The 24,760-nt window shown below is 57.7% G+C and carries 26 protein-coding genes; 9 read left to right on the plus strand and 17 right to left on the minus strand.

What is annotated here, in order from left to right; translation table 11 throughout:
• Nucleotides 1-14: 14 nt before the first annotated feature.
• The 11 genes from emrA to MOQ06_RS03975 all read right to left on the minus strand — a co-directional run bounded on the left by emrA (nt 15) and on the right by MOQ06_RS03975 (nt 11,448).
• Nucleotides 15-1,187: a multidrug efflux MFS transporter periplasmic adaptor subunit EmrA gene (emrA, locus tag MOQ06_RS03925; protein ID WP_176609650.1), complete on the minus strand. Its 1,173-nt coding sequence runs from the start codon at nt 1,185-1,187 to the stop codon at nt 15-17.
• Between the two features lie 129 nt (nt 1,188-1,316).
• Nucleotides 1,317-1,847, minus strand: coding sequence for a multidrug efflux transporter EmrAB transcriptional repressor EmrR (gene emrR / locus MOQ06_RS03930; protein WP_176609651.1), 531 nt, complete (start codon nt 1,845-1,847; stop codon nt 1,317-1,319).
• 314 nt (nt 1,848-2,161) lie between these two features.
• A complete protein-coding gene (locus tag MOQ06_RS03935) occupies nt 2,162-3,346 on the minus strand; it encodes an MFS transporter (RefSeq protein WP_176609652.1) in 1,185 nt (394 codons plus the stop codon).
• A gap of 202 nt (nt 3,347-3,548) precedes the next feature.
• Nucleotides 3,549-4,544, minus strand: coding sequence for a glycine betaine/L-proline ABC transporter substrate-binding protein ProX (proX, locus tag MOQ06_RS03940; protein ID WP_242171240.1), 996 nt, complete (start codon nt 4,542-4,544; stop codon nt 3,549-3,551).
• A gap of 9 nt (nt 4,545-4,553) precedes the next feature.
• Nucleotides 4,554-5,618, minus strand: coding sequence for a glycine betaine/L-proline ABC transporter permease ProW (gene proW, locus MOQ06_RS03945; protein ID WP_148421367.1), 1,065 nt, complete (start codon nt 5,616-5,618; stop codon nt 4,554-4,556).
• Complete coding sequence (proV, locus tag MOQ06_RS03950) at nt 5,602-6,813, minus strand: glycine betaine/L-proline ABC transporter ATP-binding protein ProV (protein WP_148421369.1); 1,212 nt, start codon at nt 6,811-6,813, stop codon at nt 5,602-5,604. The genes proW and proV overlap by 17 nt, the downstream gene beginning before the upstream one ends.
• A 332-nt stretch (nt 6,814-7,145) precedes the next feature.
• A complete protein-coding gene (nrdF, locus tag MOQ06_RS03955) occupies nt 7,146-8,105 on the minus strand; it encodes a class 1b ribonucleoside-diphosphate reductase subunit beta (RefSeq protein ID WP_242171254.1) in 960 nt (319 codons plus the stop codon).
• Nucleotides 8,106-8,114: 9 nt separating this feature from the next.
• Complete coding sequence (gene nrdE, locus MOQ06_RS03960; protein WP_242171271.1) at nt 8,115-10,259, minus strand: class 1b ribonucleoside-diphosphate reductase subunit alpha; 2,145 nt, start codon at nt 10,257-10,259, stop codon at nt 8,115-8,117.
• Nucleotides 10,232-10,642, minus strand: coding sequence for a class Ib ribonucleoside-diphosphate reductase assembly flavoprotein NrdI (nrdI, locus tag MOQ06_RS03965; protein ID WP_148421376.1), 411 nt, complete (start codon nt 10,640-10,642; stop codon nt 10,232-10,234). The genes nrdE and nrdI overlap by 28 nt, the downstream gene beginning before the upstream one ends.
• Nucleotides 10,639-10,878: a glutaredoxin-like protein NrdH gene (gene nrdH, locus MOQ06_RS03970; RefSeq protein ID WP_242171273.1), complete on the minus strand. Its 240-nt coding sequence runs from the start codon at nt 10,876-10,878 to the stop codon at nt 10,639-10,641. The genes nrdI and nrdH overlap by 4 nt, the downstream gene beginning before the upstream one ends.
• 243 nt (nt 10,879-11,121) lie before the next feature.
• A complete protein-coding gene (locus MOQ06_RS03975; protein WP_017382769.1) occupies nt 11,122-11,448 on the minus strand; it encodes a DUF883 domain-containing protein in 327 nt (108 codons plus the stop codon).
• A 159-nt stretch (nt 11,449-11,607) separates the two neighbouring features.
• Here MOQ06_RS03975 and MOQ06_RS03980 point away from each other — a divergent pair, with 159 nt between their 5' ends.
• Nucleotides 11,608-11,952: a DUF2002 family protein gene (locus MOQ06_RS03980; protein ID WP_006811693.1), complete on the plus strand. Its 345-nt coding sequence runs from the start codon at nt 11,608-11,610 to the stop codon at nt 11,950-11,952.
• Between the two features lie 32 nt (nt 11,953-11,984).
• Here the strand turns inward: MOQ06_RS03980 and alaE are convergent, their stop codons facing one another.
• Nucleotides 11,985-12,434, minus strand: a complete 450-nt coding sequence (gene alaE / locus MOQ06_RS03985; RefSeq protein ID WP_148421379.1) for an L-alanine exporter AlaE — start codon at nt 12,432-12,434, stop codon at nt 11,985-11,987.
• Nucleotides 12,435-12,930: 496 nt separating this feature from the next.
• On the opposite strand from alaE, the gene stpA reads away from it, so the two are divergent.
• Nucleotides 12,931-13,335: a DNA-binding protein StpA gene (stpA, locus tag MOQ06_RS03990; RefSeq protein WP_193356683.1), complete on the plus strand. Its 405-nt coding sequence runs from the start codon at nt 12,931-12,933 to the stop codon at nt 13,333-13,335.
• A 37-nt stretch (nt 13,336-13,372) separates the two neighbouring features.
• Here stpA and MOQ06_RS03995 read toward each other — a convergent pair whose 3' ends face one another.
• The 3 genes from MOQ06_RS03995 to MOQ06_RS04005 all read right to left on the minus strand — a co-directional run bounded on the left by MOQ06_RS03995 (nt 13,373) and on the right by MOQ06_RS04005 (nt 14,462).
• On the minus strand, nt 13,373-13,552 hold the full coding sequence (locus tag MOQ06_RS03995) for a hypothetical protein (protein WP_148421383.1): 180 nt from the start codon (nt 13,550-13,552) through the stop codon (nt 13,373-13,375).
• A gap of 79 nt (nt 13,553-13,631) precedes the next feature.
• Nucleotides 13,632-14,153, minus strand: coding sequence for a rhodanese family protein (locus MOQ06_RS04000; RefSeq protein WP_242171276.1), 522 nt, complete (start codon nt 14,151-14,153; stop codon nt 13,632-13,634).
• Nucleotides 14,154-14,162: 9 nt separating this feature from the next.
• Nucleotides 14,163-14,462, minus strand: coding sequence for a metalloregulator ArsR/SmtB family transcription factor (locus MOQ06_RS04005; RefSeq protein WP_148421387.1), 300 nt, complete (start codon nt 14,460-14,462; stop codon nt 14,163-14,165).
• 178 nt (nt 14,463-14,640) lie between these two features.
• On the opposite strand from MOQ06_RS04005, the gene MOQ06_RS04010 reads away from it, so the two are divergent.
• Nucleotides 14,641-14,799: a YqaE/Pmp3 family membrane protein gene (locus MOQ06_RS04010; protein WP_003862203.1), complete on the plus strand. Its 159-nt coding sequence runs from the start codon at nt 14,641-14,643 to the stop codon at nt 14,797-14,799.
• On the opposite strand, the gene MOQ06_RS04015 is transcribed toward MOQ06_RS04010, so the two are convergent.
• Nucleotides 14,796-15,725 carry a LysR substrate-binding domain-containing protein gene (locus tag MOQ06_RS04015; RefSeq protein ID WP_176609658.1) on the minus strand — a complete coding sequence of 310 codons (930 nt, stop codon included), beginning with the start codon at nt 15,723-15,725 and terminating at the stop codon, nt 14,796-14,798. The genes MOQ06_RS04010 and MOQ06_RS04015 overlap by 4 nt on opposite strands.
• Nucleotides 15,726-16,044: 319 nt before the next feature.
• Between MOQ06_RS04015 and MOQ06_RS04020 the strand changes: the two genes are divergently transcribed.
• The 6 genes from MOQ06_RS04020 (at nt 16,045) to MOQ06_RS04045 (ending at nt 23,694) form a co-directional block, all read left to right on the plus strand.
• Entirely contained in the window at nt 16,045-16,650 is a 606-nt protein-coding gene (locus MOQ06_RS04020; protein ID WP_176609659.1) for an ankyrin repeat domain-containing protein, read from the plus strand.
• Between the two features lie 107 nt (nt 16,651-16,757).
• A complete protein-coding gene (fdrA, locus tag MOQ06_RS04025) occupies nt 16,758-18,299 on the plus strand; it encodes an acyl-CoA synthetase FdrA (protein WP_176609660.1) in 1,542 nt (513 codons plus the stop codon).
• Nucleotides 18,299-19,714 carry a DUF1116 domain-containing protein gene (locus tag MOQ06_RS04030; protein WP_242171278.1) on the plus strand — a complete coding sequence of 472 codons (1,416 nt, stop codon included), beginning with the start codon at nt 18,299-18,301 and terminating at the stop codon, nt 19,712-19,714. Before fdrA ends, MOQ06_RS04030 begins: the two co-directional genes overlap by 1 nt.
• Before the next feature lie 11 nt (nt 19,715-19,725).
• Nucleotides 19,726-21,270 (plus strand): xanthine permease, encoded by a 1,545-nt coding sequence (locus MOQ06_RS04035; protein ID WP_193356678.1) that lies wholly within the window; start codon nt 19,726-19,728, stop codon nt 21,268-21,270.
• An 86-nt stretch (nt 21,271-21,356) separates the two neighbouring features.
• On the plus strand, nt 21,357-22,313 hold the full coding sequence (locus tag MOQ06_RS04040) for a carbamate kinase family protein (protein WP_242171280.1): 957 nt from the start codon (nt 21,357-21,359) through the stop codon (nt 22,311-22,313).
• Nucleotide 22,314: 1 nt separating this feature from the next.
• Entirely contained in the window at nt 22,315-23,694 is a 1,380-nt protein-coding gene (locus MOQ06_RS04045) for an amidohydrolase family protein (protein ID WP_242171281.1), read from the plus strand.
• 92 nt (nt 23,695-23,786) lie between these two features.
• Here the strand turns inward: MOQ06_RS04045 and MOQ06_RS04050 are convergent, their stop codons facing one another.
• Nucleotides 23,787-24,707, minus strand: a complete 921-nt coding sequence (locus MOQ06_RS04050; RefSeq protein WP_148421401.1) for a LysR substrate-binding domain-containing protein — start codon at nt 24,705-24,707, stop codon at nt 23,787-23,789.
• Nucleotides 24,708-24,760: the final 53 nt, after the last annotated feature.

Raw genomic sequence — 24,760 nt, forward strand, 5'->3', positions numbered from 1 at the left:
CGCTCACCTTCGGATTAACCGGCGTTTGCCTTCACGATGTCATCGATCAGCTTATTGACCGGATCGAGGCTAATTTCACGGGCGTTACTTTCATAAGCCGGCGTGCTGCGCACCTGGCTTGCGAGGATCTGGCCGTCGCGGTTGGCGGTATCCACCGTTACCAGCGTGGAAAGGCCAATTCGCAGCGGATGGTCTGCCAGCTGTTTAGGATCCAGCTCGATACGCACCGGCAAGCGCTGTACCACTTTGATCCAGTTCCCGGTGGCGTTCTGCGCGGGCAGCAGGCTGAACGCGCTGCCGGTGCCCATGTCCAGACCGACCACTTTCCCGGTGTACTTCACGTCATCACCGTAGATGTCGCTGACCACGGTCGCGGTCTGGCCGATACGCATATGCGCAAGCTGGGTCTCTTTGAAGTTCGCGTCCACCCACAGATTGTTCGCCGGAACGACGGCCATCAGCGGGGTGGTGGTGCCAATTTGCGCGCCAGGCTGCACCGAGCGGCGAGAGACGTAGCCGGTCATCGGGCTGACGATTTTCGTACGCTGCAGGGCAAGCCATGCGTTGCGCACCTCGGTCGCTGCCTGTTGCACCGCTGGCTGGTTTTCCAGAGAGGTGCCCAGCACCATCGCCTGGTTGGCGTTGTACTGCTGAATCGCCACGTCCAGCTGCGCCTGAGCGCTGGCAACCGCATCGCGGGCGTGCTGCAGCTCTTCGCGGCCAATCAGGTTGGCGGTGCCGAGAGGAACGCGACGCTTAAGGTCGCTCTGCGCCTGCGCCAGTGCGGTTTTCTGCACGTCGATGTTGGCCTGAAGCTGCTTGCTGTTGATCATCAGCTGGCGGGTCTGACGAACGCTGGAGGCCAGCTGCGTCTGTGCTTTTTCAAACGCCTGCTGGGCGTCGGTCGGATCGAGCGTGACCAGCACATCGCCTTTTTTCACAAAGTCGGTATTGTCGGCCCAGACTTTCGTCACGCTGCCCGACACCTGCGCCATGATTTGAACCTGGTTCCCTGCCACGTATGCATCGTCTGTCTCTTCAACATGACGCAATACTAAAAACCAATAGATCCCATATGCCACGGCAATAATAATAAAGAGCAAGGTCAGCAGAAGAAGGGCGCTCTTACGTTTGCCCTTCTTGTTGACCGGTTGCTGCGGGGGAGTGTTCTCCGCATTTGCGCTCATTGTTGTTCTCCACGATCTTTTTATTTTCACATCGGCTGAGCCGACCTGTTGTCAGAAAGGCCAGCAGTTTGACGTGCTGGCCTGTCAGTTTTTCTTTTCGAAATCTGGAATGTTGAGCGGATTGTCGCGTTAGCGCAGCGCCTCGAGAATGGTGCCATCTTCATCCATCTGGTCCAGACGGGTGAGCAGCTTGCGAGTAATGTGCTCAAGCTGGTCGCGCTCGGCGGTGCTGAGGGCAGACCAGAGCTGGTGCAGGCAGTTGTGCTGCGGCGGCAGCACTTCGCGCAGGAATTCGTGACCTTTTTCGGTCAGCTGCAGATGCAGGCAACGGCGATCGTTATCGCTTTCACGGCGTTCGATCCAGCCGCGCTTTTCCAGCTCGTCAGCAATACGGGTTGCATTAGTACGGGATGAACCCAGCGCGCAGCTCAGTTCCGACGGCTGAATGCTATGATTTTCCTGAGACTCCAGCGTAATCAACGCCATAAACAACGTCTCGTTAATCCCTTGAGCTTTCAGCATTTTATTACGGTTTTCCAGCAGCTTACCCTGCATGTGCATGCACAGGCGCGTCAGCAGGATTTCCTGATACGGGAAGTCCTCATGACGACTCGCGCGGAACTTAAGCATTTGTTCAATGGGCGTAAACGAACTATCCATTTTGGGCATAACCTCATTAATTACAGCCGATATAGTAACGACGGTGACAAATAATGTAAATGAATTATTTGTGCGGTTATATCCGCCAAAAGTATGTCACCGTCAGAAAGCGCCGGGTAAATCCGTGACCCGGTGAGCACAGAAAGGGTGGGGTGGGTACCCGCGAAAGAGAGGACGTGAGGACAGGGGTCTGAGCTATTCATGCCGGTAGTAAATATGTCACCCACAGTAAAATTTCTGGGATAAATGATTACCGTTACATTAACAGATGCAGGCCCCCTTTACACCCCAGGAGGCCCAAAGCAATGTAAATCTTAGTGAATTGCGTCCTGACGGTGATACCCGCGCCACCATACCAGCAGGTTCACTGCCGCCACGATAGCGCCGATAGCGCATACGCCCGTCCAGCCCGCATGCTGCCACGCGGAGGCTGAAATCAGCGAGCCCGCCGCGCCGCCGATAAAGTAGCTGGTCATGTACCCGGCGGTGAGGCGGTTACGTGCGTCCGGCTTCACGCGATAAATCACGGTCTGATTGGTGATATGCACGCCCTGCACGGTGAGGTCGAGGACCAGAATACCGACAATCAGCGCCAGCACCGAGGTATGCCCGTACCAGATCGCAGCCCATGAGAGCAGGAGCAGCACCAGCCCTGCGGAGGTGGTCATGTGAGATTTGCCCTTGTCGGCCAGTCCTCCGGCCGGACGCGCGCCCAGTGCGCCCGCCGCGCCCGCCAGCCCGAACAGGCCAATGACCCCTTCCGAATAGTTAAACGGCGGGGCCGCGAGCAGAAACGCCATCGACGTCCACAAAATGCTGAAGTTGGCGAAGGTCAGGCACCCCAGAATAGCGCGCGTGCGCAGGAGCTTATCTCTGGTGAAGAGGCTGAAAACGGAAGCGAGGAGCTGCGCATAGTTCAGGTGATTCTCCTGCTTCACTTTCGGCAGGCCGCGCCACAGCGCCAGCGCCATGACAACCATCAGCACGCTCGCCACCCAGTAAACGGTGCGCCAGCCGCCGAGGCTCGCCAGCAGACCCGCAACGGTTCGCGCCAGCAGGATGCCCAGCAGCAGGCCGCTCATGATGGTGCCGACCACTTTGCCGCGTTTTTCCGGCGAGGCCAGCGTTGCGGCGAGGGGAACCAGAATTTGCGCCACCACGGAGAACAGCCCCGTCAGCGCGGTGCCGATAATCATCATCGTTAACGACTGGCTGCTGGCGGTGATCAGCATGCCGCCTGCCGCCAGAAGCGTCATGGAGACAATAAGCATCCGGCGCTCAAACATATCGCCAAGCGGCACCAGGAACAGCAGCCCTGCCGCATAGCCGAGCTGCGCGGCGGTGACGATAAAGCCGGCGGAGCTGGCAGAAAGATCGAAGGCGCGCGCGATGGTATCAAGCAGAGGCTGCGCGTAATAGTTGCTGGCGACAGCCAGACCCGTTGCCACGGACATTAAAAGGATAAGCGCGGGGCTAAGCCCCTGAGTTGTTTTTGTCATTAGTTTCAGGAATCGTTAGTTAGGTGATTATTTTTCCGGAAACATAATAACTAATGATTGTGAATGTTGGGGGATTGTTACGTGATGGATTGTGCGGTTTAGGGGATGGTGCGGTCTGGTGCCCTCACCCTAACCCTCTCCCACAGGGAGAGGGAACGCTAACACCCTCTTCCTTGGGAGAGGGCCGGGGTGAGGGGAAAACTTACTTCTGCGCCTCAAGCGCCTCCTTCACCCAACCGTCAAACTGCTCCTGGTGGGCTTTGATCCAGCCATCCACGTGGTTTTTAATATCCGCTTCGGAGGATTTACCCGCGTGCATCATGGCGTTCTGAGCGTTGATGTCCGCCAGCGGCAGCTTCATCACGGAGAACAGCTTCGCCGCCGCCGGGTTTTTCTCGGCCCAGGCTTTGTTAGCCACAATATGCATGGTGTTCACCGGGAAGCCATAGTTCATGCCGTTCGGCAGTTTGGTGTCGATATCTTTCTGTTCGCCCGGCAGGGAGGAGAACGGTACCTGCAGCCACACCACGTCTTTGCCCGGCTTCAGCACGTCGCTCACCCAGTACGGGGTCCAGGTATAATAGATAACCGGTTTGCCCTCTTTAAAACGAGCAATGGTATCGGCCATCATCGCGGAGTAGTTACCGTGGCTCACGTCGACGGTCTTCGCCAGGTCAAAGGCCTTGTTCTGGTGGTTGATCACCGCTTCACAGCCCCAGCCCGGTGAACAGCCCATCATGTCGGCCTTGCCGTCACCGTTGGTATCGAACAGTCTGGCGATCTTCGGATCCTTCAGCTGCTCAATGTTGGTGATGTGGTACTTATCGGCGGTTTTTTTGTCGATCAGATAGCCCTGCGCTGCGCCGGTCACGAAGGTGCCTTCCCGATAGAACTTCTTGTCGCCGCCCGCGGCGGCATACATGTCGTCGTGCAGCGGCTGCCAGTTCACGGCGGTAAAGGTGGCGTCACCGGAGGCAATCGAGGTATAGCCTACGTTATAATCCACTTCGCTGGCGGTATTTACCGTATAGCCCAGCTTCTCCAGCGCGCGGCTGACGATCTGCGTCTGGAAGCTCTCTTCCGAAATGGTGCTCTGCACCGGCTGTACGGTAATGCCTTTGCCCGGCAGCTCAGCCGCAAACGTGCTGGTGGAGACAAGGGTGGCAATCGCTGTAGCAAAAAGTACGCTCTGTCGCATCGTTGTTCCTTATTTTGTAAATGGACGGGTGAGTAACCCGACAGGGCCGGTGGTATACCAGCGACGGTTGCCGCGACTGCGTGAATCACGACCGACGGCCTGGGTCAGGCGGTCAAGAATAATGGCGAGGATCACAATCCCTACGCCGCCGACGGTTGCCAGCCCCATGTCGAGGCGGCCAATGCCGCGCAGCACCATCTGGCCCAGTCCGCCAACGGCAATCATCGAGGCGATAACCACCATCGACAGCGCCAGCATCAGCGTCTGGTTAACGCCTGCCATAATGGTCGGCATCGCCAGCGGAAGCTGAACCTTAAACAGCATCTGGCGCGGGCTGGCGCCGAACGAGCGCGAAGCCTCAATCAGATCCGCCGGGACCTGGTTAATACCCAGAATGGTCAGGCGAATAATCGGCGGCAGGGCGAAGATAATGGTCACCACCACGCCCGGCACGTTACCGATGCCGAAGAGCATCACGATAGGCACCAGATAAACGAACGCCGGGGTGGTCTGCATCGCATCCAGCAGCGGACGGATAATTTTCGCGGCCCGCGGGCTACGCGCCAGCCAGATCCCCATCGGTAGCCCGATGACGATGCAGAACAGCAGGGCGGTCAGCACCAGCGCGAGGGTTATCATCGCCTGAGACCACGCGCCAATCGCGCCGATAGCGATCAGGGAAATCAGCGTGGCGACCCCCATCCCCGCGCTGCCAAACTGCCACGCGATAAGCGAGAACAGGATAATGGCCACCGGTGCAGGCATGCCCAGCATCAGCTGCTGGAAGCCGTTCAGGATGTAATCCACCGGGATGCGGATCCCCTGGAATACCGGGCGGAAGTGGGTTACCACCCAGTCGATCCCCTGCGTGACCCAGCTGTCCAGCGGGATCAGCGTTTTGTGGAACGGATCCATAATGTTGAAGTGTTCTGGCGCAGGCGCGGGTGCGCTGTTCAGCCAGTCTGCCGCGCCGCCGCCATCGGCCGGCGCTGGCGTGGAGCCCCACGCATCGGCGGATTGCGCAGCGCTGTCCGCCGCTTCAGTGGTGCCCCACGGGTTAGATTGATCGGTCATTGTTTGCCCCCTCGCGATCTAAAGCCTGCAGCAACATGCGTTTTGAGATGATGCCGACGTACTGTTGTTCCTCACCCACGACCGGCACGGCGCACGGCGCCTGGCCGACGTGAGAGAGCAGCTCGCTGAGCGGCGTCTCGGCATCCACGGCAAGCGGAGCGTCAATTAACGCCGCATCGATTCCCTGGTTTTCGCCGAGTGCGGTTTTCAGAGAGTCGATGGAAACAACGCCGACAAATTTATTGCCGCGTTCAACCAGATAGCCGTATTCACGGTCTTCGTCCTGCAGCAGCTTAAGCGCGGAGCGCGGGCCAAAACCCGGCGTTTTACGGATAATGCCGTTCGGGGTTCGGCGGGCAATATCTTTGGCGCTGAATACCTGGCTAATATCCACGCCGCGGAAGAAGGTGCGCACATAATCATTCGCCGGGTTATTGAGAATTTCATCCGGCGTGCCGACCTGCACCACTTCACCATTTTGCATAATGGCGATACGGTCGCCAATACGCATGGCTTCATCCAGATCGTGAGAAATAAAAACAATTGTGCGCTGATGTTTGGCCTGTAATTTTACCAGCTCATCCTGCATCTCGGTACGAATTAACGGATCGAGAGCCGAGAAGGCTTCATCCATTAATAATATATCCGGATTAATGGCTAATGCGCGGGCTAATCCTACGCGCTGGCGCATACCGCCGGAAAGTTCATCCGGATACGCGTGCGCATAATTCTCCAGCCCCACCTGGCGCAGCGCATCAAGGGCTTTTTCCTGACGTTCCTGAGCGGGCGTGCCGGCTAATTCCATGCCAAAGGCGGTATTATCCAGCACCGTCATATGCGGCATTAGCGCGAATGACTGAAACACCATTGCAATCTTCTTTCTGCGCACCTCGCGAAGCTCGGCGTCTGATATTCTGGCGATATCCACGCCGTCAATCAGCACCTGTCCGCGGGTGGGTTCAATCAGGCGATTGAGAAGGCGAACCATAGTGGATTTACCCGAACCGGATAATCCCATGATGACAAATATCTCGCCTTCTTCAATGGCCAGACTGGCGTCTTTAACGCCAAGCGATAGCCCGGTTTTTTCCAGAATTTGCTCTTTCGAAAGGCCTTTCTCAATATATTTGAATGCGCGCTGCGGATGCTCGCCAAATATTTTATAAAGATTTTTCACTTCTAATTTAATTGCCATGCAATAGAGAGTGTCCTGTTATTTGTTTATGTCGATATGATTACCATGGTAAATAGTTAACTGGCATTACCCTAACATACTCAGATTCTGAGACAACCCTGCACCGGCCTGAGGCCGGAATTTTGCCACAAGCGAAACGGCTGAATTTCCCATGAATAAAGGGCTGAGGGAGGTTTGAATTTTTCTGAATTTTTTGCTGCTGCATCGGGAAATTCGCCTGAATCGGTGTGATTCAGGCGAATATGACGGGTAAATTACAGTGTAGTGCCTGGTCAAATAATGGTGTGGAAATAATGGGATTTATATTTAATTAATGAACGTTACTGCCTACATTAAAAATCCCAGTCCTCGTCTTCCGTCTCCACCGCTTTGCCCATCACGTACGACGACCCGGACCCGGAGAAGAAGTCATGGTTTTCGTCGGCGTTCGGCGACAGCGCCGCCAGGATCGCCGGGTTCACCTCCGCCATTTCCGGCGGGAACAGCGCCTCGTAGCCGAGGTTCATCAGCGCTTTATTGGCGTTGTAACAGAGGAACGCCTTCACGTCCTCTTCCCAGCCGGTTCCGGCGTAGAGTTCGTCGGTATAGCGCAGCTCGTTATCGTACAGATCCATCAGCAAATCAAGGGCAAAGCCCTTCAGCTCCTCGCGCTTCGCGTCGCTGACTTTCTCCAGCCCTTTCTGGTACTTATAGCCGATATAGTATCCGTGCACCGCTTCATCCCGGATGATGAGGCGAATCAAATCGGCGGTGTTGGTGAGCTTGCCCCGGCTCGACCAGTACATTGGCAGCCAGAAGCCAGAATAGAAGAGGAACGATTCCAGGAACACGCTGGCGATCTTCTTCTTCAGCGGCTCGTCGGCCCGATAATATTCCAGCACCAGCTCCGCCTTGCGCTGCAACGACGCGCTCTCCTCGCTCCAGGCGTAGGCTGCATCAACATCTCTGGTCTGGCACAGCGTCGAGAAAATCGAGCTGTAGGATCGGGCGTGCACTGCCTCCATGAAGCTGATATTCGACATCACCGCCTCTTCGTGCGGCGTCAGCGCATCGCTCATCAGCGCGGGCGCGCCCACGGTGTTCTGAATGGTGTCCAGCAGGGTCAGGCCGGTAAAGACGCGGATCGTCAGCTGCTGCTCGGCGTGGCTGAGGGTCTGCCACGCCGCAATATCGTTGGAAAGCGGCACCTTTTCCGGCAGCCAGAAGTTGCTGGTGAGGCGGTTCCACACCTCCAGATCTTTGTCGTCCTGAATCTTGTTCCAGTTAACGGCGCTCACGCGTGACAGTTTCATCCTTTCTCCTTACAGCGCGCAGGACACGCAGCCTTCAATTTCGGTGCCTTCCAGCGCAAGCTGGCGCAGGCGAATGTAGTACAGCGTTTTGATGCCTTTCTTCCAGGCGTAAATCTGCGCTCTGTTGATATCCCGCGTGGTGGCGGTATCCGGGAAGAACAGCGTCAGCGACAGCCCCTGATCCACGTGTCGGGTTGCCTCGGCGTAGGTATCGATGATTTTTTCCGGGCCGATTTCATACGCGTCCTGATACAGCGCAAGGTTCTCATTGGTCATAAACGGGGCGGGGTAGTAGACGCGCCCGGTTTTGCCTTCCTTACGGATCTCAATTTTCGACACGATCGGGTGAATGCTCGACGTGGCGTGGTTGATGTAAGAGATCGAGCCGGTCGGCGGCACCGCCTGCAGGTTCTGGTTGTAGATGCCGTAGCGCATCACGTCGTCACGCAGCTGCAGCCACATGTCGCGCGTCGGCAGAACGATCCCCGCACGCGCGAACAGCTCGCGCACCTTTTCGGTTTTCGGCTGCCAGTCGCCTTCCAGATACTGGCTGAAATACGCCCCGCTGGCGTAGCGCGACCGCTCAAAGCCGGCGAAACGCTGGTTGCGCTCGCGCGCCAGCATCATGGACGTGTGCAGCGCGTACCAGGTGACGGTGTAGAAATAGAAGTTGGTGAAATCGAGCCCTTCCGGGCTGCCGTAGGCGATGCCCTCCCGCGCCAGATAGCCGTGCAGGTTCATCTGCCCGAGGCCGATGGCGTGCGACGCGGCGTTGCCTGCCTCAATGGACGGCACGCTGCGGATGTGGCTCATGTCCGAGACCGCCGTCAGCCCGCGAACGGCGGTCTCCACCGTGCGGCCAAAATCGGGAGAATCCATGGTGTGGGCAATATTCAGCGACCCGAGGTTACAGGAGATATCTTTGCCGATGTCGGCGTAGTCCAGATTCTCGTCATAGGTGGAGGCGCTGTTGACCTGCAAAATCTCCGAACACAGGTTGCTCATGTTGATGCGCCCGGCAATCGGATTCGCGCGATTCACCGTGTCCTCGTACATGATGTACGGATAGCCGGATTCAAACTGAATTTCAGCCAGCGTCTGGAAGAAATCCCGGGCGTTGATGTATTTTTTGCGAATGCGATCGTCGGCAACCAGCTCGTCGTACAGCTCGCTTATCGCCACGTCGCCAAACGCTTTGCCGTAAATTCGCTCAACGTCATACGGCGAAAACAGCGCCATGTCGGCATTCTCTTTGGCGAGCGTAAAGGTGATATCCGGGATTACTACGCCAAGCGACAGGGTTTTGATGCGGATTTTTTCGTCGGCGTTTTCGCGTTTGGTATCCAGAAACCGCAGGATGTCCGGGTGGTGGGCGTGAAGATAAACGGCGCCAGCGCCCTGGCGCGCGCCAAGCTGGTTGGCATAAGAGAAGGCGTCTTCCAGCATCTTCATCACCGGGATCACGCCCGAGGACTGGTTTTCGATGCGCTTGATCGGCGCGCCCGCTTCACGCAGGTTCGAAAGCAAAAACGCCACGCCGCCGCCGCGCTTGGAAAGCTGCAGCGCCGAGTTCACCGCGCGGCCAATCGACTCCATATTGTCTTCAATACGCAGCAGGAAGCAGGAGACCAGCTCACCGCGCTGGGCTTTACCGCCGTTGAGGAAGGTGGGCGTGGCGGGCTGGAAGCGGCCGGAGAGCATCTCTTCCGTCAGCCTTTCGGCCAGCGCTTCATCGCCCTGCGCCAGCGTCAGCGCCACCATGACCACGCGATCTTCAAAGCTTTCCAGATAGCGCTTGCCGTCGAAGGTTTTCAGGGTGTAGCTGGTGTAATACTTCCACGCGCCGAGAAACGTCTGGAAGCGAAAGCCGCTGGCGTGAGCGCGCTCAAACAGCGCCACCACGAAGGGGCGGTCGTAGCGGGTTAACACCCGTTCCTCGTAATAACCCTCTTTAACCAGATAGTCGAGACGCTCCTGCTGGCTGCCGAAGGTCACGCTGTTCGGGCGGACGTGGGCGGCGATAAAGGCGTCTACCGCCTCACGATCTTTACCAAACTGAATGCGTCCCTCACGGTCATAGAGGTTGAGCATCGCGTTCAGCGCGTGGTAATCCGGTGTCGCCTGAATCACGCGTTCTGCGGTTGTCGTTGCCAAAATTCGTTTACTCCTTTACGCACGTTCTCTACGTCCTGCTGTGTCCCCATTAGTTCAAAACGATAGAGATACGGCACGCCGCATTTTTGAGAGATGACATCCCCGGCGCGGGCAAAGGCCTCGCCGAAGTTGCGATTGCCCGCCGCGATCACGCCGCGAATCAGCCGTCGGTTATGGGGATCGTTAAGAAAGCGGATCACCTGACGGGGAACGGCTCCCGCCGTGCCGCCGCCGCCGTAGCTGGGCACCACCAGGATGTAAGGTTCGTCTACCCGAATACGCTCCCGCTCGTTCAGCGGAATGCGCACCGCAGGCAGCCCGAGGCGCTCCATAAACCGAAGCGTGTTTTCCGAGCTGCTGGAAAAGTAGACCAGCCCGCTCATGCACGCGTGGCCTGAGCGCTCAGGCGATTGATCATGTCCGGGCGAAAGCCGGACCAGCTGGTGTCACCGGCAACCACGACCGGAAGCTGACGGAAGCCCTGCGCCCGCAGGACCTCGGCCGCATCGGGCACCTGATCGAGATTGACCATCTCAAAGGCTACGCCGCGGCTCTCCATTGCACGCTTCGTGGCGTGGCACTGAACACAATTGTTACGAGTGTAAATAATAATGCTCATGATTCGTATTTCCATTTAGAATGAGAAATCGGCGCGAGTAAACGCGTCATGTCGTGTGTGTCTTGCTTAAGGAAATACTAGATGTAGTTGAGATAAGATTCAACCATACAAGATATGGGAAAATCAGATTGATGTTGCCCCAATGATGAGCACAGCGGGGAAGGGCGTGCTGCGCGGGTTTTTCAGGCTTTCAGGCAAAGAAAAGCCCCGGCGCCAGGGGCGACCGGGGCCGATAGCTCACGCTTACTTACGCAGGCTGAGCAGGGCGCCGACAAAAATACCCACCGCCGCGACCGTGCCCAGCGTACAGAGCGGTTTCTCACGCACAAAGGTCGTGGCGCAACTGGCCATGTCGCAGGCGGCCTGCGTGGTGCGTGAACGGCCGTTCATCCGTGCCCGCGTTTCACGCAGAAGAGACTGAGCCTTACGTTTCGCGGCATCTGCTTCATCCTTCGCATCAGAGCCCCAGGATTTGAGCACCGCTTCCAGCGTGTCCGCTAATTGGCTGACATCGTTACGAATATCCTGAGTGTCGTCGTTAATATCGTTTCGGTTCGGTCTGTTAAACATACGATCCTCCATAATTTTGTGTTCCCGTTTAGTTTAGTTCAGAAATGTAATATCTGAAGCGAGTCACGGCTTATCGGGCAGTTTATGGAATATTCTGAAAGCCCTGCTAATGCTGAATACTGTAAGGTTGCCGGGCAGGAATGATAACGAGGAAGAGATATGTATTTACGACCCGATGAAGTGGCGCGCGTTCTTGAAAAAGAAGGTTTCACCATGGATGAGGTAACATCAAAAGCGTACGGATATCGCCGTGGCGAGAATTATGTTTACGTTAACCGTGAAGCACGAATGGGGCGTACCGCTCTCATTATTCACCCGACACTGAAAGACAGAAGCCTGTCATTTGCTGAGCCTGCCTCGGATATTAAAACCTGCGATCATTATCAGCAATTTCCGCTCTATTTAGGCGGCGAGACGCATGAGCATTATGGTATTCCGCACGGTTTCAGCTCGCGTATGGCGCTGGAGCGGTTCCTGAAAGGACTGTTTGGCGACGTACAGTAATTTTGCGACTGGCATGAGCCAGTCGCCTCACCTTACGCTTTCGCCTGGCTGTAGGGGCTGACCTTAAACAGGCGGCGGCAGTAGTCAAGAAAGTAGCCGTACACCGCACCCATCAGCATTGAAACCACGATATTTGAACTCACCGCGGCGGCGATTTGATGCCAGTCTGCGCCTACCGTCAGCAAAATAACCACGTACACCGGGGACTGGAACGTTACGTAAGCCAGCACGTCGGCCAGGTTTTTTATCCAGCCAGCCGGGCTAATACGCCGGGCGAAACGCATAACCGCGTCGCGATATAAACCGTACGGCCAGGCAATCATGATATTTACCGGGATGGCGACCAGGCGCGACGAGAGAGACTGCTCAAAGGACATTCCCGACAGGAAAATTTCAATCAGCATGTTCACGACGGAACAGTAGACTACCATCGCGAAAGTATCCGCTACCGCATGGCGCAGGCGAGACTGCGGTGAGAACATGTCTGAACTCCTCGAACAGAACAAAAAAGTGGCATTTTACCCGCGGCGATTAGTGCTTTAGGTTGGTTTGTTTTGAGTGTATAGCGTATCTCTCTGGCTTTTAACTAACAAGTAGTGATTTATCTTTATTTCGTGGCGCTTTGTCCACAAAATTCTCTAAAGATGCCTGTTTTTTGCGCGCTTCGTTATTTTCTTTCCCTTGCGCTTGTTTGTGTTTATAAAACAGAAAGTTACGATGGTTAAGGCAGCGTAAAAAAACCTATGCCACGGTGGCGAATGGGCTAATTTGCAGGCGGGTTTAAACAGGGCCTGTCGGTCAGAGGGAGAACGGTATATTCCGCAATAAAAGGGCAGATATTTCGGGATTATATTAACCGGATATTTAAATCCATTTACAATAATGTCAAAACGCGCGGGTGGGTAGATATCAGCGCAAAAATCAATTATTCTGTTGCCTGATTTATGTTATACACACGAAGAAAGGTTTCTCATTATTATGGCTTTAACGTTACAGAATCTTAATAATATCCGCACCCTCCGGGCGCTGGCGCGTGAATTATCCCTGGATGTTCTGGAAGAAGTGCTGGAAAAATTCCGGATTGTCACTGAAGAAAAACGCAGCGAGCAGGCTGAATTAGAGCGTCAACGCGCTGAACAGCAGGATAAAATTAATGCTCTGCTGGAACTGATGAAAGCTGATGGTATTTCTCCGAGCGATCTGCTGGGCGGTGAGCTGGCTCACGCGGGTCAACCGGCTAAAAAACGTAAAGCGCGTGCGGCGAAATATCGTTTTATTGACGCTAACGGTGAAGAGAAAACGTGGACCGGTCAGGGGCGTACGCCGAAGCCAATTGCAAACGCGCTGGCAAACGGAAAAACGCTGGACGATTTCCTGATCTGAGTATCATCCGGGCGGTATATTCCGCCCGGCTATCGACCTAGCAGACGCCAAAGTCACCCTCTTCGGTGTACAGAACAACGTCTGCCGCTTTCAGGTTATATTTCTCGCCCTGTTCGTTGCTGGCCTGCACGGCCACAATGCTTTCGCCATTTACCTCGAGCACCTTCAGTTTCGGACCACCCTGACGCGGTTGGACATAATCGCCGACAGAAAACATAGCACCTCCTCATCGTTATAACGATCTTCACCATAGCCCACGTCCGAAGCGGGGTACAGTCTAATCTGTCGGGTACTGCTTACGAGGTACCACGGTTCCACGGCATCACCTTCAGCAGCCGCGCCATGCCGCAGAAGCCCGTTACGCCGGCGAACAGCAGCCCGGCACCCACGAAACCGCTCAGCAGGAAGAAGAGGCTGGAGATGCCATATCCCAGCACCACGCCGCAGAGGATCAGCAGCCCGGCGGCGATCTGCACCTGACGCATCAGCGGCAGCGGCTGGGTTTTGTCTTCAACGGTCAGCAGACCGGCCTGTTTCCAGCCCTGAATACCCCCCTCAACCACGAAGGCCTGAGCGGGCGACGCCGCCTGCGCAAGCCGTGCGGCATGGTTAGCCGTTCGGGCCCCGGACTGACAGTGGAAGATTACCGTTTCACCAGGCGCGGCGTTTAGCCTGCCGGACAGGGAGTCCAGCGGTAAAGAGCGCGCAGCCGGAATATGCTCGCGGGCATATTCGTCGGCGTCGCGAATATCAATCAGCCTTGCGCCCTCAGCGATAAGCGCGTTTGCCTGCTGCGGCGAAATAAGAGGAAGAGACATATCAGCTCCTTACGGACAATAGAGGGATTTCAGGGTGCTTATCAGCTGGTGCACCGCATCGTTTTTGATGGAATACAGGATGCGCTGGGCTTCACGGGTGCTGTCGATAAGCCCCTCTTCACGCATGCGCGCCAGATGCTGAGAGGTGGCGGAGGGGCTTAGCCCCGTTGCGCGAGCCAGATCGCCCGCGCTGGTTCCGGGCGCGCCGCAGAGCGTGCACAGGATCAGCAGCCTGCGCGGGTTGCTCATGGCTTTCAGTAGCGTGGCGGCCTGTCCGGCGCTGGCCTGAAGTTGTTCGAGTTCGGTCATGGTTGTTTAGTATTTGCTTAATTAAGTAAATGCTAAACTAATGGCGTCCGTTAAGCCAGTGTCAAAAGCGTAAAAGAGGGTAAAAGGGTAATAAGAAGATGGCGATGACGGGTAAACTGGCTACGCTTAGAGAAGTGTCTTTTATAATTTTCAATTGGTTAGCTTGCACGGAGTCTTTATGGGTTTTTGGCGTGTTGTTTTTACGATTATTCTCCCGCCGCTGGGCGTACTGCTTGGCAAGGGACTGGGCTGGGCGTTTATCCTGAACATCCTTCTGACCATTCTGGGTTACTTCCCGGGTCTTATCCACGCGTTCTGGGTTCAGACCAAAAGCTAAGTACGCCAGAGTAGGTCACCGTAGATCCTGGTCAGCACGCCCTCCGGGCCAAACTGCTGTTTGATCCAGCGCGTGACCTGCCCGGTCGCCGCATGCTGCGTGGCGAGCAGCATGCGGGAATCCTGGCGAGGGTTATTAATCCGCCGCGTTACCAGCAGGCCGTCTTCCACCGCCTCACGCGTCATATACTCCGGTAAAAATCCAATCCCTTCCCCCAGGATCTGACACTGGCATTTGGTGTTGAAGTCCGGCACGAGAATTGCCTCCTGCCCGTGAAGCAGCCAGCCGACCTTCTTGTTGATGGTATGCGCGGTATCCTCAACCATGATGTTGGGATACAGGCGCAGCTGGCTTTCGGAAATCGGCTCCGGGGCGAAGGCCAGCGGATGCGTCGGGGCGATGGCAAATACCCAGCGGATCGCCCCAATCTCGGTGTAATCGATGCCGCCGCCGTCAAGCAGCGTATCCGGCGCGCCAATGGCGATATTGGCCTGATTATTAATGATCGAATCCCAGACGCCGTTATACACCTCGGTCGTCACCGTGATCTGGCAGGTGGGGAACTGTTTTTTCAGCACCTGAAGCAGCCTCGCGGTATGGCGCGGCGTATACAAAAGCTGATTAATGCAGATGCGCACTCTCGCCTCAATGCCCTGTGAAATGGTATCAATCCCGCGCTTGATGGCGTGGAAGTCATTCAGCAGGTCGGTGGCCTTACGGTAAAAGTAAAAGCCGGATTCTGTCAGCTCAATGCTGCGCGTGTTGCGTACAAACAGCACCACGTCCAGCCCGGTCTCCATGCGTTTAATGGTGTAACTGATGGCGGACGTCGTCACGCCAAGCTCGGCGGCGGCTTTGCTAAAGCTGCCAAAACGAGCCGCGGTGGTGAAGGCCAGCAGATTCTCTTCGGTAAAGATGGAATTCATATTACGGCTCCCGGTTACCATCAGTTTTGAACATATTTTAACAACGCCGTTACATCACATTTGAAGCCGGTCACAGTTCTGACTATTTGCGCAGGGCCGCGCCATGTAAGGCTTTTTTAGCCATAAGGATATTGCAGCCTGCGGCGCTAAAAAGCGGCAAACCATAAGAAAAAGGTTGCACAGACGCACGTTTTGGCCGGACTGTTGAATCTACCTCAACAATGAATTGCGTGTCGATGAATCATTTTTAAGCGGATTCTTTTATGAACAGGCTGTTGCTATTCTCAGGTCATCAGAGGTTAACATTGGGAGTCAGAATATGTCTGCAAACGCACTGGTGACGGAATTTCTGCTGGCGGCAGAAGAGGGCAATATCGACGCGCTAAAAGCCTGCCTGGATAATGGCGTGGATATTAACGCCACCAGCCGCCAGAAAAGAACCGCCATTATTATTGCCAGCCTTAAAAAGCATTACGCCTGTGTGGAGTTTTTAATTGCCGCCGGCGCGGATATTGATAAACAGGACCAGACCTGTTTTAACCCCTTCCTGATTAGCTGCCTGACCAATGATTTAACCCTGCTGCGCATTGTCCTTCCGGCGAATCCGGATCTCGACCGCCTGACGCGCTTCGGCGGCGTGGGCATTACGCCTGCCAGTGAAAAAGGGCATGTTGAAATCGTGCGTGAGCTGTTGGAAAAAACCGACATCAACGTCAACCACACCAATTTTGTGGGCTGGACGCCGCTGCTGGAGGCCATTGTGCTAAACGACGGCGGCGCGAAGCAGCAGGAGATTGTGAAGCTGCTGCTGGATCACGGCGCGAACCCGCACATGACCGATAAATACGGTAAAACCCCGCTCGAACTGGCGCGGGAAAAAGGCTTCGATGCGATAGCCGAACTGCTGCTGGCGGCGGGCGCATAACGCACTCGGCCAGCCCTTTCCGGCTGGCCATTCATCACAAACGCATTTTAACCGACGCGCATTTTGCGCGACGGCGGCCCCCTTTTATCCTCAAACAGGTGAAAATAATGCCAACCAAAATCGTTATAAAAAAGAATACGTATTTCGATTCGGTTTCCTTAATGTCGGTTTCCACCAAAGCCAATAAATTGCCGGGCGTCGAGCAGGCATTTGTGGCCATGGCGACGGAAATGAACAAAGGCGTATTAAAAAATCTCGGGCTGTTAACGCCGGAATTAGCGGACGCGAAAAACGGCGACCTGATGATCGTCATTAAGGGTGAGGCGGCGAATGACGAAACGCTGGCTGAAATAGAAGCCCTGTTTACCCGCAAAGCGTCCGGCGGCTCGCATGAGGCACGCTACGCCACGGTGGCCAGCGCCAAAACCCACCGTCCTGACGCAAACCTCGCGGTCATTTCAGTGAACGGCACCTTCGCCGCCCGCGAGGCGCGCCAGGCGCTGGACAACGATCTTAACGTGATGCTGTTTTCCGATAACGTCTCGCTCGACGACGAGCTGGCGCTGAAGCAGCTCGCGCATGAGAAGGGGCTGTTGATGATGGGGCCGGACTGCGGCACCGCCATTATCAACGGGGCGGGGCTGTGCTTCGCCAACGCGGTGCGCCGCGGGCCGATTGGGATTGTCGGCGCCTCGGGCACCGGCAGCCAGGAGCTGAGCGTGCGCATCCACGAGTTCGGCGGCGGCGTATCGCAGCTGATCGGCACCGGCGGGCGCGACCTCAGCGAGAAGATCGGCGGCCTGATGATGCTCGACGCCATCGATATGCTGGAGGCGGACGAGGGCACGCGAGTGATTGCCCTGATCTCCAAGCCGCCAGCTCCGGCGGTGGCTGAAAAAGTGCTGGCCCGCGCGCGCGCCTGCCGCAAGCCTGTGGTTGTGTGCTTCCTCGGGCGCAGCGAACCGCCCGCCGACGAAGACGGCCTGCAGTTTGCGCGCGGCACCAAAGAGGCGGCCCTGAAGGCCGTGCTGCTCACCGGCATCAAAAAAGAGTCCCTTGACCTGCATCCGCTCAACTGGCCGCTGGTTGAAGAGGTGCGCGCCCGCCTGACGCCGCAGCAGAAGTACATTCGCGGCCTGTTCTGCGGCGGCACCCTGTGCGACGAAGCGATGTTCGCGGCGCTTGCGAAATTCGACGACGTCTGGAGCAACATCCAGCCCGATCCGGCCAGGCGCCTGAAGGACATCAGCGTCAGCCAGGCCCACACCTTCCTCGACTTTGGTGACGACGACTTCACCAACGGCAAACCGCACCCGATGATCGACCCGACCAACCGCATCAGCCGCCTGCTGCAGGAGGCGCGCGACCCGCAGGTGGGCGTCATCGTGATGGACTTCGTGCTCGGCTTTGGCGCACATGAGGATCCGGTGGGGGTAATGCTCGACGCCATCAAAGAGGCGCAGGCGATCGCACAGGCCGATAACCGTCCGCTGGCGATCCTCGGCTACGTCCTGGGGACCGACCAGGATCCCCAGTCGCTGGCGCAGCAGTGCCAGATGCTGACCGATGCCGGCGTGATCTGGGCCAGCAGCAGCACCAATACCGGATTACTGGCTCGCGAATTTGTCTGCAAAGGGGAGAAAGCATAATGACGACCTTATTTAACCAGCCGCTGAACGTGATTAACGTGGGTATTGCAATGTTCAGCGACGATCTCAAAAAGCAGCACGTTCCCGTGACGCAGCTCGACTGGACGCCGCCGGGGCAGGGCAACATGCAGGTCGTCGGGGCGCTCGACCAGCTGGCAGAGAAACCGCTGGCGGAAAAAATTGCCGCCGCTAACGGGGTCGCGCTTGAGCGCATCATCCAGTCTCATCCGGTGCTGGTGGGCTTCGACCAGGCGATTAACGTTGTGCCTGGGATGACCCGCACCACCATCCTACACGCCGGTCCGCCCGTCGCCTGGGAAAACATGTGCGGCGCAATGAAGGGCGCGGTTACCGGCGCGCTGGTGTTCGAAGGGCTGGCGACGGATCTGGAGGACGCCGCAAGGCTGGCGGCTTCAGGCGACATCACCTTCTCGCCGTGCCACGAGCACGACTGCGTGGGCTCCATGGCGGGCGTCACCTCCGCGTCGATGTTTATGCACATCGTTGAGAACAAAACCTACGGCAACCGGGCGTTCACCAACCTCAGCGAGCAGATGGCGAAGATCCTGCGCATGGGCGCCAACGACCAGAGCGTTATCGACCGTCTGAACTGGATGCGCGACGTGCTCGGGCCGATGCTGCGCGACGCGATGAAGATTATCGGCGAAATCGACCTGCGCCTGATGCTGGCGCAGGCGCTGCACATGGGTGACGAATGCCACAACCGCAACAACGCGGGCACCACGCTGCTGATCCAGGCGCTGACGCCGGGGCTGATCCAGGCGGGCTATCCGGTGGCGCAGCAGCGCGAGGTGTTTGAGTTTGTCGCCAGCAGCGACTACTTCTCCGGCCCGACGTGGATGGCGATGTGTAAGGCCGCGCTGGATGCCGCCCACGGCATCGAGTACAGCACCGTCGTCACCACCATGGCGCGCAACGGCTACGAGTTCGGCCTGCGCGTTTCCGGCCTGCCGGGACAGTGGTTCACCGGCCCGGCGCAGCAGGTGATTGGGCCCATGTTCGCAGGCTACAGGCCGGAAGACTCCGGTCTGGACATCGGCGACAGCGCCATCACCGAAACCTACGGCATCGGCGGCTTCGCGATGGCGACGGCGCCGGCGATCGTTGCGCTGGTGGGCGGCACGGTGGAGGAAGCCATCGACTTCTCCCGCCAGATGCGCGAAATCACCCTCGGTGAAAACCCGAACGTCACCATTCCGCTGCTGTCGTTTATGGGCATTCCGACCGCCATCGACATCACCAGAGTGGCGGGGAGCGGCATTCTGCCGGTGATCAACACCGCCATTGCCCACAGGGACGCCGGGATCGGCATGATTGGGGCGGGCATAGTGCATCCGCCGTTTAGCTGTTTTGAAAAGGCGCTGTTGACCTTCCGCGATCGCTACTTTTTATAAGGCATGCATCCATGAAAAACATGAAGCTGGAGTGGAAAAGAGGTGACTGGGCGGCATATTTCGGGTTGATGACCAACAACCTGACCAATTTGCTGACCATGATGGGGTTGCTCATTTTTGTCGTCGGCATCCCGAAGGAGATTGTTTATGGACGCATCGCGCCGGCCTTCGGGCTGGCGGTGCTGGTGGCGAGCGTGTGCTACGCGTGGTTTGGCCTGCAGATGGCGCGCGCCACCGGACGAACGGACGTCACCGCGCTGCCGTCCGGCCCGAGCGCACCCTCGATTTTTACCGTGACCTTTCTGGTTCTGATGCCCGTCTACCAGCAAACCGGTGATGCGGATTTTGCTATCCAGATAGGCCTGGTGTGGTGCTTCGTGGAGGCGATGATCCTCGCGGGCGGTTCGTTCCTGGGGGAAACCATCCGCAGGATGATCCCGCGCACGGTGCTGCTGTCGTGCCTGTCCGGGCTTGGCCTGCTGCTGCTGGCGATGAACCCGATGCTTCAGGCGTTCGAGGCGCCCACCGTATCGTTCATCGTGCTGCTGCTGATCTTCATTAACTGGTTCGGTAAAAAGCCAATCTTTGCCCGCATCCCTACCGGCCTGCTGCTGCTGATTGCCGGTACGGCATTAGCATGGATCTCCGGCCTGCAAAGCCCAGATGCCATTAAAGCGTCCATGTCATCCTTCGGCTTTAACCCGCCGGAAGTCCACGTGGACAGCTTTATGCAGGGCCTGCCGCACGCGCTGCCGTACCTGGCGTCCGCCGTACCGCTGGGGCTGGCGAACTATATCTTTGACCTTGAGAACATTGAAAGCGCCCACGCGGCGGGGGATGAGTACCCGACCCGCAAGGTGATGCTGGCAAACGGCCTGGCTTCCATGCTCGGCTGCCTGATGGGCAACCCGTTCCCGGTCACGGTCTACGTCGGCCATCCCGGCTGGAAAGCGATGGGGGCCAGCATCGGCTACACGCTGGCCTCCGGCGTGACCATGTTCATCGTGCCGCTGTTCGGGCTGGGGGCGTTTATGCTCGCCATCATTCCGATGACCGCCATCGTGCCGATTCTGGTGTTTATCGGCGTCGTCACCGCCAACCAGGTGGTGCGGGAAACGCCCAAAGTGGAGGTTCCGGTCATCTTCATCTGCCTGTTCCCGTGGATCGCCAACTGGGCGCTGACCATGATGAACAGCGTGATGGGCGCGGCGGGCACCAGCGCGGCGAAAATCGGCACCGACGTGCTGCACAGCAAAGGGATCTACTACGAGGGGCTGATGCATCTCGGCAACGGCGCGCCGCTCGCCAGCATGCTCTGGGGCTGTATCGCCATCTTCGCCATTATCAACAAACCGCTGCGCGGGGCCGTTGCCGCCGCCGGCGGGGCGCTGCTGGCGCTGTTTGGCGTGATCCACGCGCCGGTGGTGGGCTTTGCGCAGGGCAGCTCGCTGATGTTCGTCACGGCCTACCTGATGATGGGCGGCATGTTTGTGGTGAAGCATTTTCTCGACAGCCGGGAAGCGGCGAGCGCTGCGGCACCGGTTTCTGAATCCTAAAACAATGCCCCTCACCCCTGCCCTCTCCCCAAAGGGGAGAGGGTTAGGGTGAGGGGAACATACCGCACCATGGTGAAGGAAAACGTATGAAAGAGCTTATGGTCGTCGCCATTGGCGGCAACAGCATTATCAAAGACAACGCCAGCCAGTCGGTTGAACATCAGGCGCAGGCGGTCAAGGCGGTGGCAGAGTCGGTGCTTGAGATGCTGGCCTCGGACTATGACATCGTGCTCACCCACGGCAACGGCCCGCAGGTGGGGCTGGATCTGCGCCGCGCCGAGATCGCCCACGAGCGGGAAGGGCTGCCGCTGACCCCGCTGGCGAACTGCGTCGCGGACACCCAGGGCGGTATTGGCTACCTGATCCAGCAGGCGCTCAACAACCGCCTGGCGGCGCGCGGGGAGCAAAAAGCGGTCACGGTCGTCACGCAGGTGGAGGTGGACAAAAACGATCCTGGCTTCACGCACCCGACAAAGCCGATCGGCGCGTTCTTCAGCGAGGCGCAGCGCGATGAACTGCAGCAGGCGCATCCGGACTGGCGCTTCGTCGAGGATTCCGGCCGTGGCTATCGCCGCGTGGTGGCCTCGCCCCAGCCGCTGCGCATTGTCGAAGCCGATGCCATCAAGGCCCTCACGCAAAAAGGCTTTGTGGTGATCGGCGCGGGCGGTGGGGGCATTCCCGTGGTGCGTGGCGAACAGGGCGACTACCGGAGCGTTGACGCGGTGATTGATAAAGATCTCTCCACCGCGCTGCTGGCACGGGAGATCCGCGCCGACGTGCTGGTGATTACTACCGGGGTTGAAAAAGTGTGCATCAACTTCGGCAAGCCGAACCAGCAGGCGCTGGACGCGGTGAGCGTGGCGCAGATGACGCGTTACAAAGAAGAGGGCCACTTCCCGGCGGGCAGCATGCTGCCCAAAATCGTCGCCTCGCTGGAATTTTTACACCACGGCGGCAGGCGCGTGATTATCACCTCGCCGGACCGCCTGCCCGCCGCGCTGCGCGGGGAAACCGGTACCCATATCGTTAACGAAGGAAGATAAGATGAGTGAAAACAAAAGCCGCCGCGAGTTTATCAGCCAGAGCGGCAAAATGGTCACCGCCTGCGCGCTGTTTGGCGCGACCGGCTCCGTCGCGTATGCTGCCGACTCCGCAAAACCAGCCTGCGAGACCGGCAAACCGATGAACATCACCGCGAAACATTACTACCTGGACAACGTGCTGCTGGAGGCCGGGTTTAACGTCGACGGCGGCGTGGCGACGAGCACCCGCACCGAGCTGAAAACGCTGGAGATTAAGGACGGAAAAATTGTCGCCCTGCGCGATAACAACGGTCACGCGGACGCCGCGCTGCCGCACTATGACGCGGGCGGCAAGCTGATGCTCCCGGCGATGCGCGATATGCACATCCATCTGGATAAAACCTTCTACGGCGGCCCGTGGCGGTCGCTTAACCGCCCGGCGGGCACCACCATTCAGGACATGATCCGCCTTGAGCAAAAGCTGCTCCCGGAGCTACAGCCCTACACGCAGGAGCGTGCGGAGGCGCTTATCGACCTGATCCAGTCGAAAGGTTCAACCGTCGCCCGCAGCCACTGCAACATTGAGCCGGTTTCCGGCCTGAAGAACCTGGAAAATTTGCAGGCGGTGCTGGCGCGCCGCAGGCCCGGGTTTGACTGCGAGATCGTGGCGTTTCCGCAGCACGGCCTGCTGCTGTCAAACTCTGAAAAGCTGATGCGCGACGCGATGCAGGCCGGAGCGCACTACGTGGGCGGGCTCGATCCGACGAACGTCGACGGCGCGATGGAGAAATCCCTCGACCTGATGTTCCAGATTGCGCTGGACTACGACAAAGGGGTGGATATTCACCTGCACGAAACCAGCCCGGCGGGCGTGGCGGCGGTAAATTACATGGTGGAAACCGTGGAGAAAACGCCGGAACTGAAGGGCAAGCTGACCATCAGCCACGCCTTCGCGCTGGCGACGCTCAACGAGCAGCAGGTGGATGAGATCGCCACCCGCATGGCGGCGCAGCAGGTGACTATCGCCTCCACCGTGCCGATTGGCACCCTGCACATGCCGCTGAAGCAGCTGCGCGATAAGGGCGTGTTTGTCATGACCGGCACCGACAGCGTGATTGACCACTGGTCGCCGTACGGCCTGGGGGACATGCTGGAGAAAGCCAATCTGTACGCCCAGCTCTACGTTCGCCCGAACGAGCAGACGCTTTCCCGCGCGCTCGGTATTGCTACCGGCGACGTCCTGCCGCTGAACGATAAAGGCGAGCGCGTATGGCCTAAAGCGCAGGACGACGCCAGCTTTGTGCTGGTGGATGCCTCCTGTTCCGCCGAGGCCGTGGCGCGTATTTCACCGCGTACCGCGACGTTCCATAAGGGCAACCTTGTCTGGGGCGTTGTGGGTTGACGTGCATTTCTCCCTCTCCCTGTGGGAGAGGGGTGGGGTGAGGGCATCAGGCCGCACTTTGCAGGTCGGGTAAGGCGAAGCCGCCACCCGACCTACAGGTGATACCCCGACAGCCGCAGCTCCCGGTCAATCCACTCGACAAACTGCTGGATCTTCCACGCGCGTTCATGCATGTGCGGCATCACCAGATGGTGTGCATTAATGGCGATCCCCATCTCGTCCGGCAGCACCTGCACCAGCGAGCCATCCTTCAGGTGATCGGTTGCCATCATTTTGCTCTCCAGAATAAACCCCAGCCCCATGCGCGCCGCTTCAAAGCTCATATAGGAGCGGTCGAAGCTCAGGCTGAAGCTGAGCCAGGGACTGTCGATATTGTGCCAGGCAAACCATTTTTCCCAGTTTACCAAGGTACTGGTGGACGAGATGAGCGACTGCTGCAGCAGATCGGCGGGCGTACTGAGGGGATGTTTCTCCGCGTAGTCCGGCGAGGCCAGCACCACCAGCGTGTCGTTTTTAATGGTCATCACCCGGTAAGCATCCCAGTCAGGAATGCCGTGGCGGATATCAATGTCGATATTGTCTCTGGCGAACTGCAGGTTTTCATAGGAGCAGGTGAGATTGATGGTGATATCGGGATATTCGGCGCGGAACTTGCCCAGGCGGCGCAACAGCCATGACAGCCCGAAGGTGGGGGAGGAGTGCACGCGAAGCACGGCGTTATCTTTCTCTTTGACGATCCGGTCGGTGGCGCGCCCGATGGCGCTCATCGCCGCCGAGACCTCCCGCAGATATTTTTCTCCCGTCGGGGTGAGCTGAACCCCTTTGCCGCTGCGGATGAACAATTTCTTGCCCATCCACGACTCCAGCGACGCGATCTGATGGCTGACCGCAGACGGGGTGACGTTGAGCTGCTCCGCCGCCTGATGAATGCTCAATGCGTTTGCAACGGCAATGAACGCCTGCAAATTTCTGAGCGAGGGCAACGATAACGTCTGGCGATCCTGCGCGGGCATAGCCTGCTCCTGTCATGTTTAATGATAAAAAACATAACATTGAGAAGACGTGC

This window comes from Enterobacter sp. I4, from assembly GCF_022669095.1.
Classification (GTDB): domain Bacteria; phylum Pseudomonadota; class Gammaproteobacteria; order Enterobacterales; family Enterobacteriaceae; genus Enterobacter; species Enterobacter pasteurii.

Coding starts and splice junctions, on each gene's coding strand:
- MOQ06_RS03980 (WP_006811693.1), top strand. CDS start 11,608: ATGTATTTACGACCCGATGAAGTGGCGCGCGTTCTTGAAAAAGAAGGT.
- stpA (WP_193356683.1), top strand. CDS start 12,931: ATGGCTTTAACGTTACAGAATCTTAATAATATCCGCACCCTCCGGGCG.
- alaE (WP_148421379.1), bottom strand. CDS start 12,434: ATGTTCTCACCGCAGTCTCGCCTGCGCCATGCGGTAGCGGATACTTTC.
- MOQ06_RS04010 (WP_003862203.1), top strand. CDS start 14,641: ATGGGTTTTTGGCGTGTTGTTTTTACGATTATTCTCCCGCCGCTGGGC.
- MOQ06_RS04040 (WP_242171280.1), top strand. CDS start 21,357: ATGAAAGAGCTTATGGTCGTCGCCATTGGCGGCAACAGCATTATCAAA.
- MOQ06_RS04035 (WP_193356678.1), top strand. CDS start 19,726: ATGAAAAACATGAAGCTGGAGTGGAAAAGAGGTGACTGGGCGGCATAT.
- nrdF (WP_242171254.1), bottom strand. CDS start 8,105: ATGAAACTGTCACGCGTGAGCGCCGTTAACTGGAACAAGATTCAGGAC.
- emrR (WP_176609651.1), bottom strand. CDS start 1,847: ATGGATAGTTCGTTTACGCCCATTGAACAAATGCTTAAGTTCCGCGCG.
- nrdI (WP_148421376.1), bottom strand. CDS start 10,642: ATGAGCGGGCTGGTCTACTTTTCCAGCAGCTCGGAAAACACGCTTCGG.
- MOQ06_RS03935 (WP_176609652.1), bottom strand. CDS start 3,346: ATGACAAAAACAACTCAGGGGCTTAGCCCCGCGCTTATCCTTTTAATG.
- MOQ06_RS04015 (WP_176609658.1), bottom strand. CDS start 15,725: ATGAATTCCATCTTTACCGAAGAGAATCTGCTGGCCTTCACCACCGCG.
- MOQ06_RS04050 (WP_148421401.1), bottom strand. CDS start 24,707: ATGCCCGCGCAGGATCGCCAGACGTTATCGTTGCCCTCGCTCAGAAAT.
- MOQ06_RS04000 (WP_242171276.1), bottom strand. CDS start 14,153: ATGTCTCTTCCTCTTATTTCGCCGCAGCAGGCAAACGCGCTTATCGCT.
- MOQ06_RS03975 (WP_017382769.1), bottom strand. CDS start 11,448: ATGTTTAACAGACCGAACCGAAACGATATTAACGACGACACTCAGGAT.
- MOQ06_RS04005 (WP_148421387.1), bottom strand. CDS start 14,462: ATGACCGAACTCGAACAACTTCAGGCCAGCGCCGGACAGGCCGCCACG.
- proW (WP_148421367.1), bottom strand. CDS start 5,618: ATGACCGATCAATCTAACCCGTGGGGCACCACTGAAGCGGCGGACAGC.
- proV (WP_148421369.1), bottom strand. CDS start 6,813: ATGGCAATTAAATTAGAAGTGAAAAATCTTTATAAAATATTTGGCGAG.
- MOQ06_RS04045 (WP_242171281.1), top strand. CDS start 22,315: ATGAGTGAAAACAAAAGCCGCCGCGAGTTTATCAGCCAGAGCGGCAAA.
- proX (WP_242171240.1), bottom strand. CDS start 4,544: ATGCGACAGAGCGTACTTTTTGCTACAGCGATTGCCACCCTTGTCTCC.
- nrdH (WP_242171273.1), bottom strand. CDS start 10,878: ATGAGCATTATTATTTACACTCGTAACAATTGTGTTCAGTGCCACGCC.
- MOQ06_RS04020 (WP_176609659.1), top strand. CDS start 16,045: ATGTCTGCAAACGCACTGGTGACGGAATTTCTGCTGGCGGCAGAAGAG.
- MOQ06_RS04030 (WP_242171278.1), top strand. CDS start 18,299: ATGACGACCTTATTTAACCAGCCGCTGAACGTGATTAACGTGGGTATT.
- emrA (WP_176609650.1), bottom strand. CDS start 1,187: ATGAGCGCAAATGCGGAGAACACTCCCCCGCAGCAACCGGTCAACAAG.
- MOQ06_RS03995 (WP_148421383.1), bottom strand. CDS start 13,552: ATGTTTTCTGTCGGCGATTATGTCCAACCGCGTCAGGGTGGTCCGAAA.
- fdrA (WP_176609660.1), top strand. CDS start 16,758: ATGCCAACCAAAATCGTTATAAAAAAGAATACGTATTTCGATTCGGTT.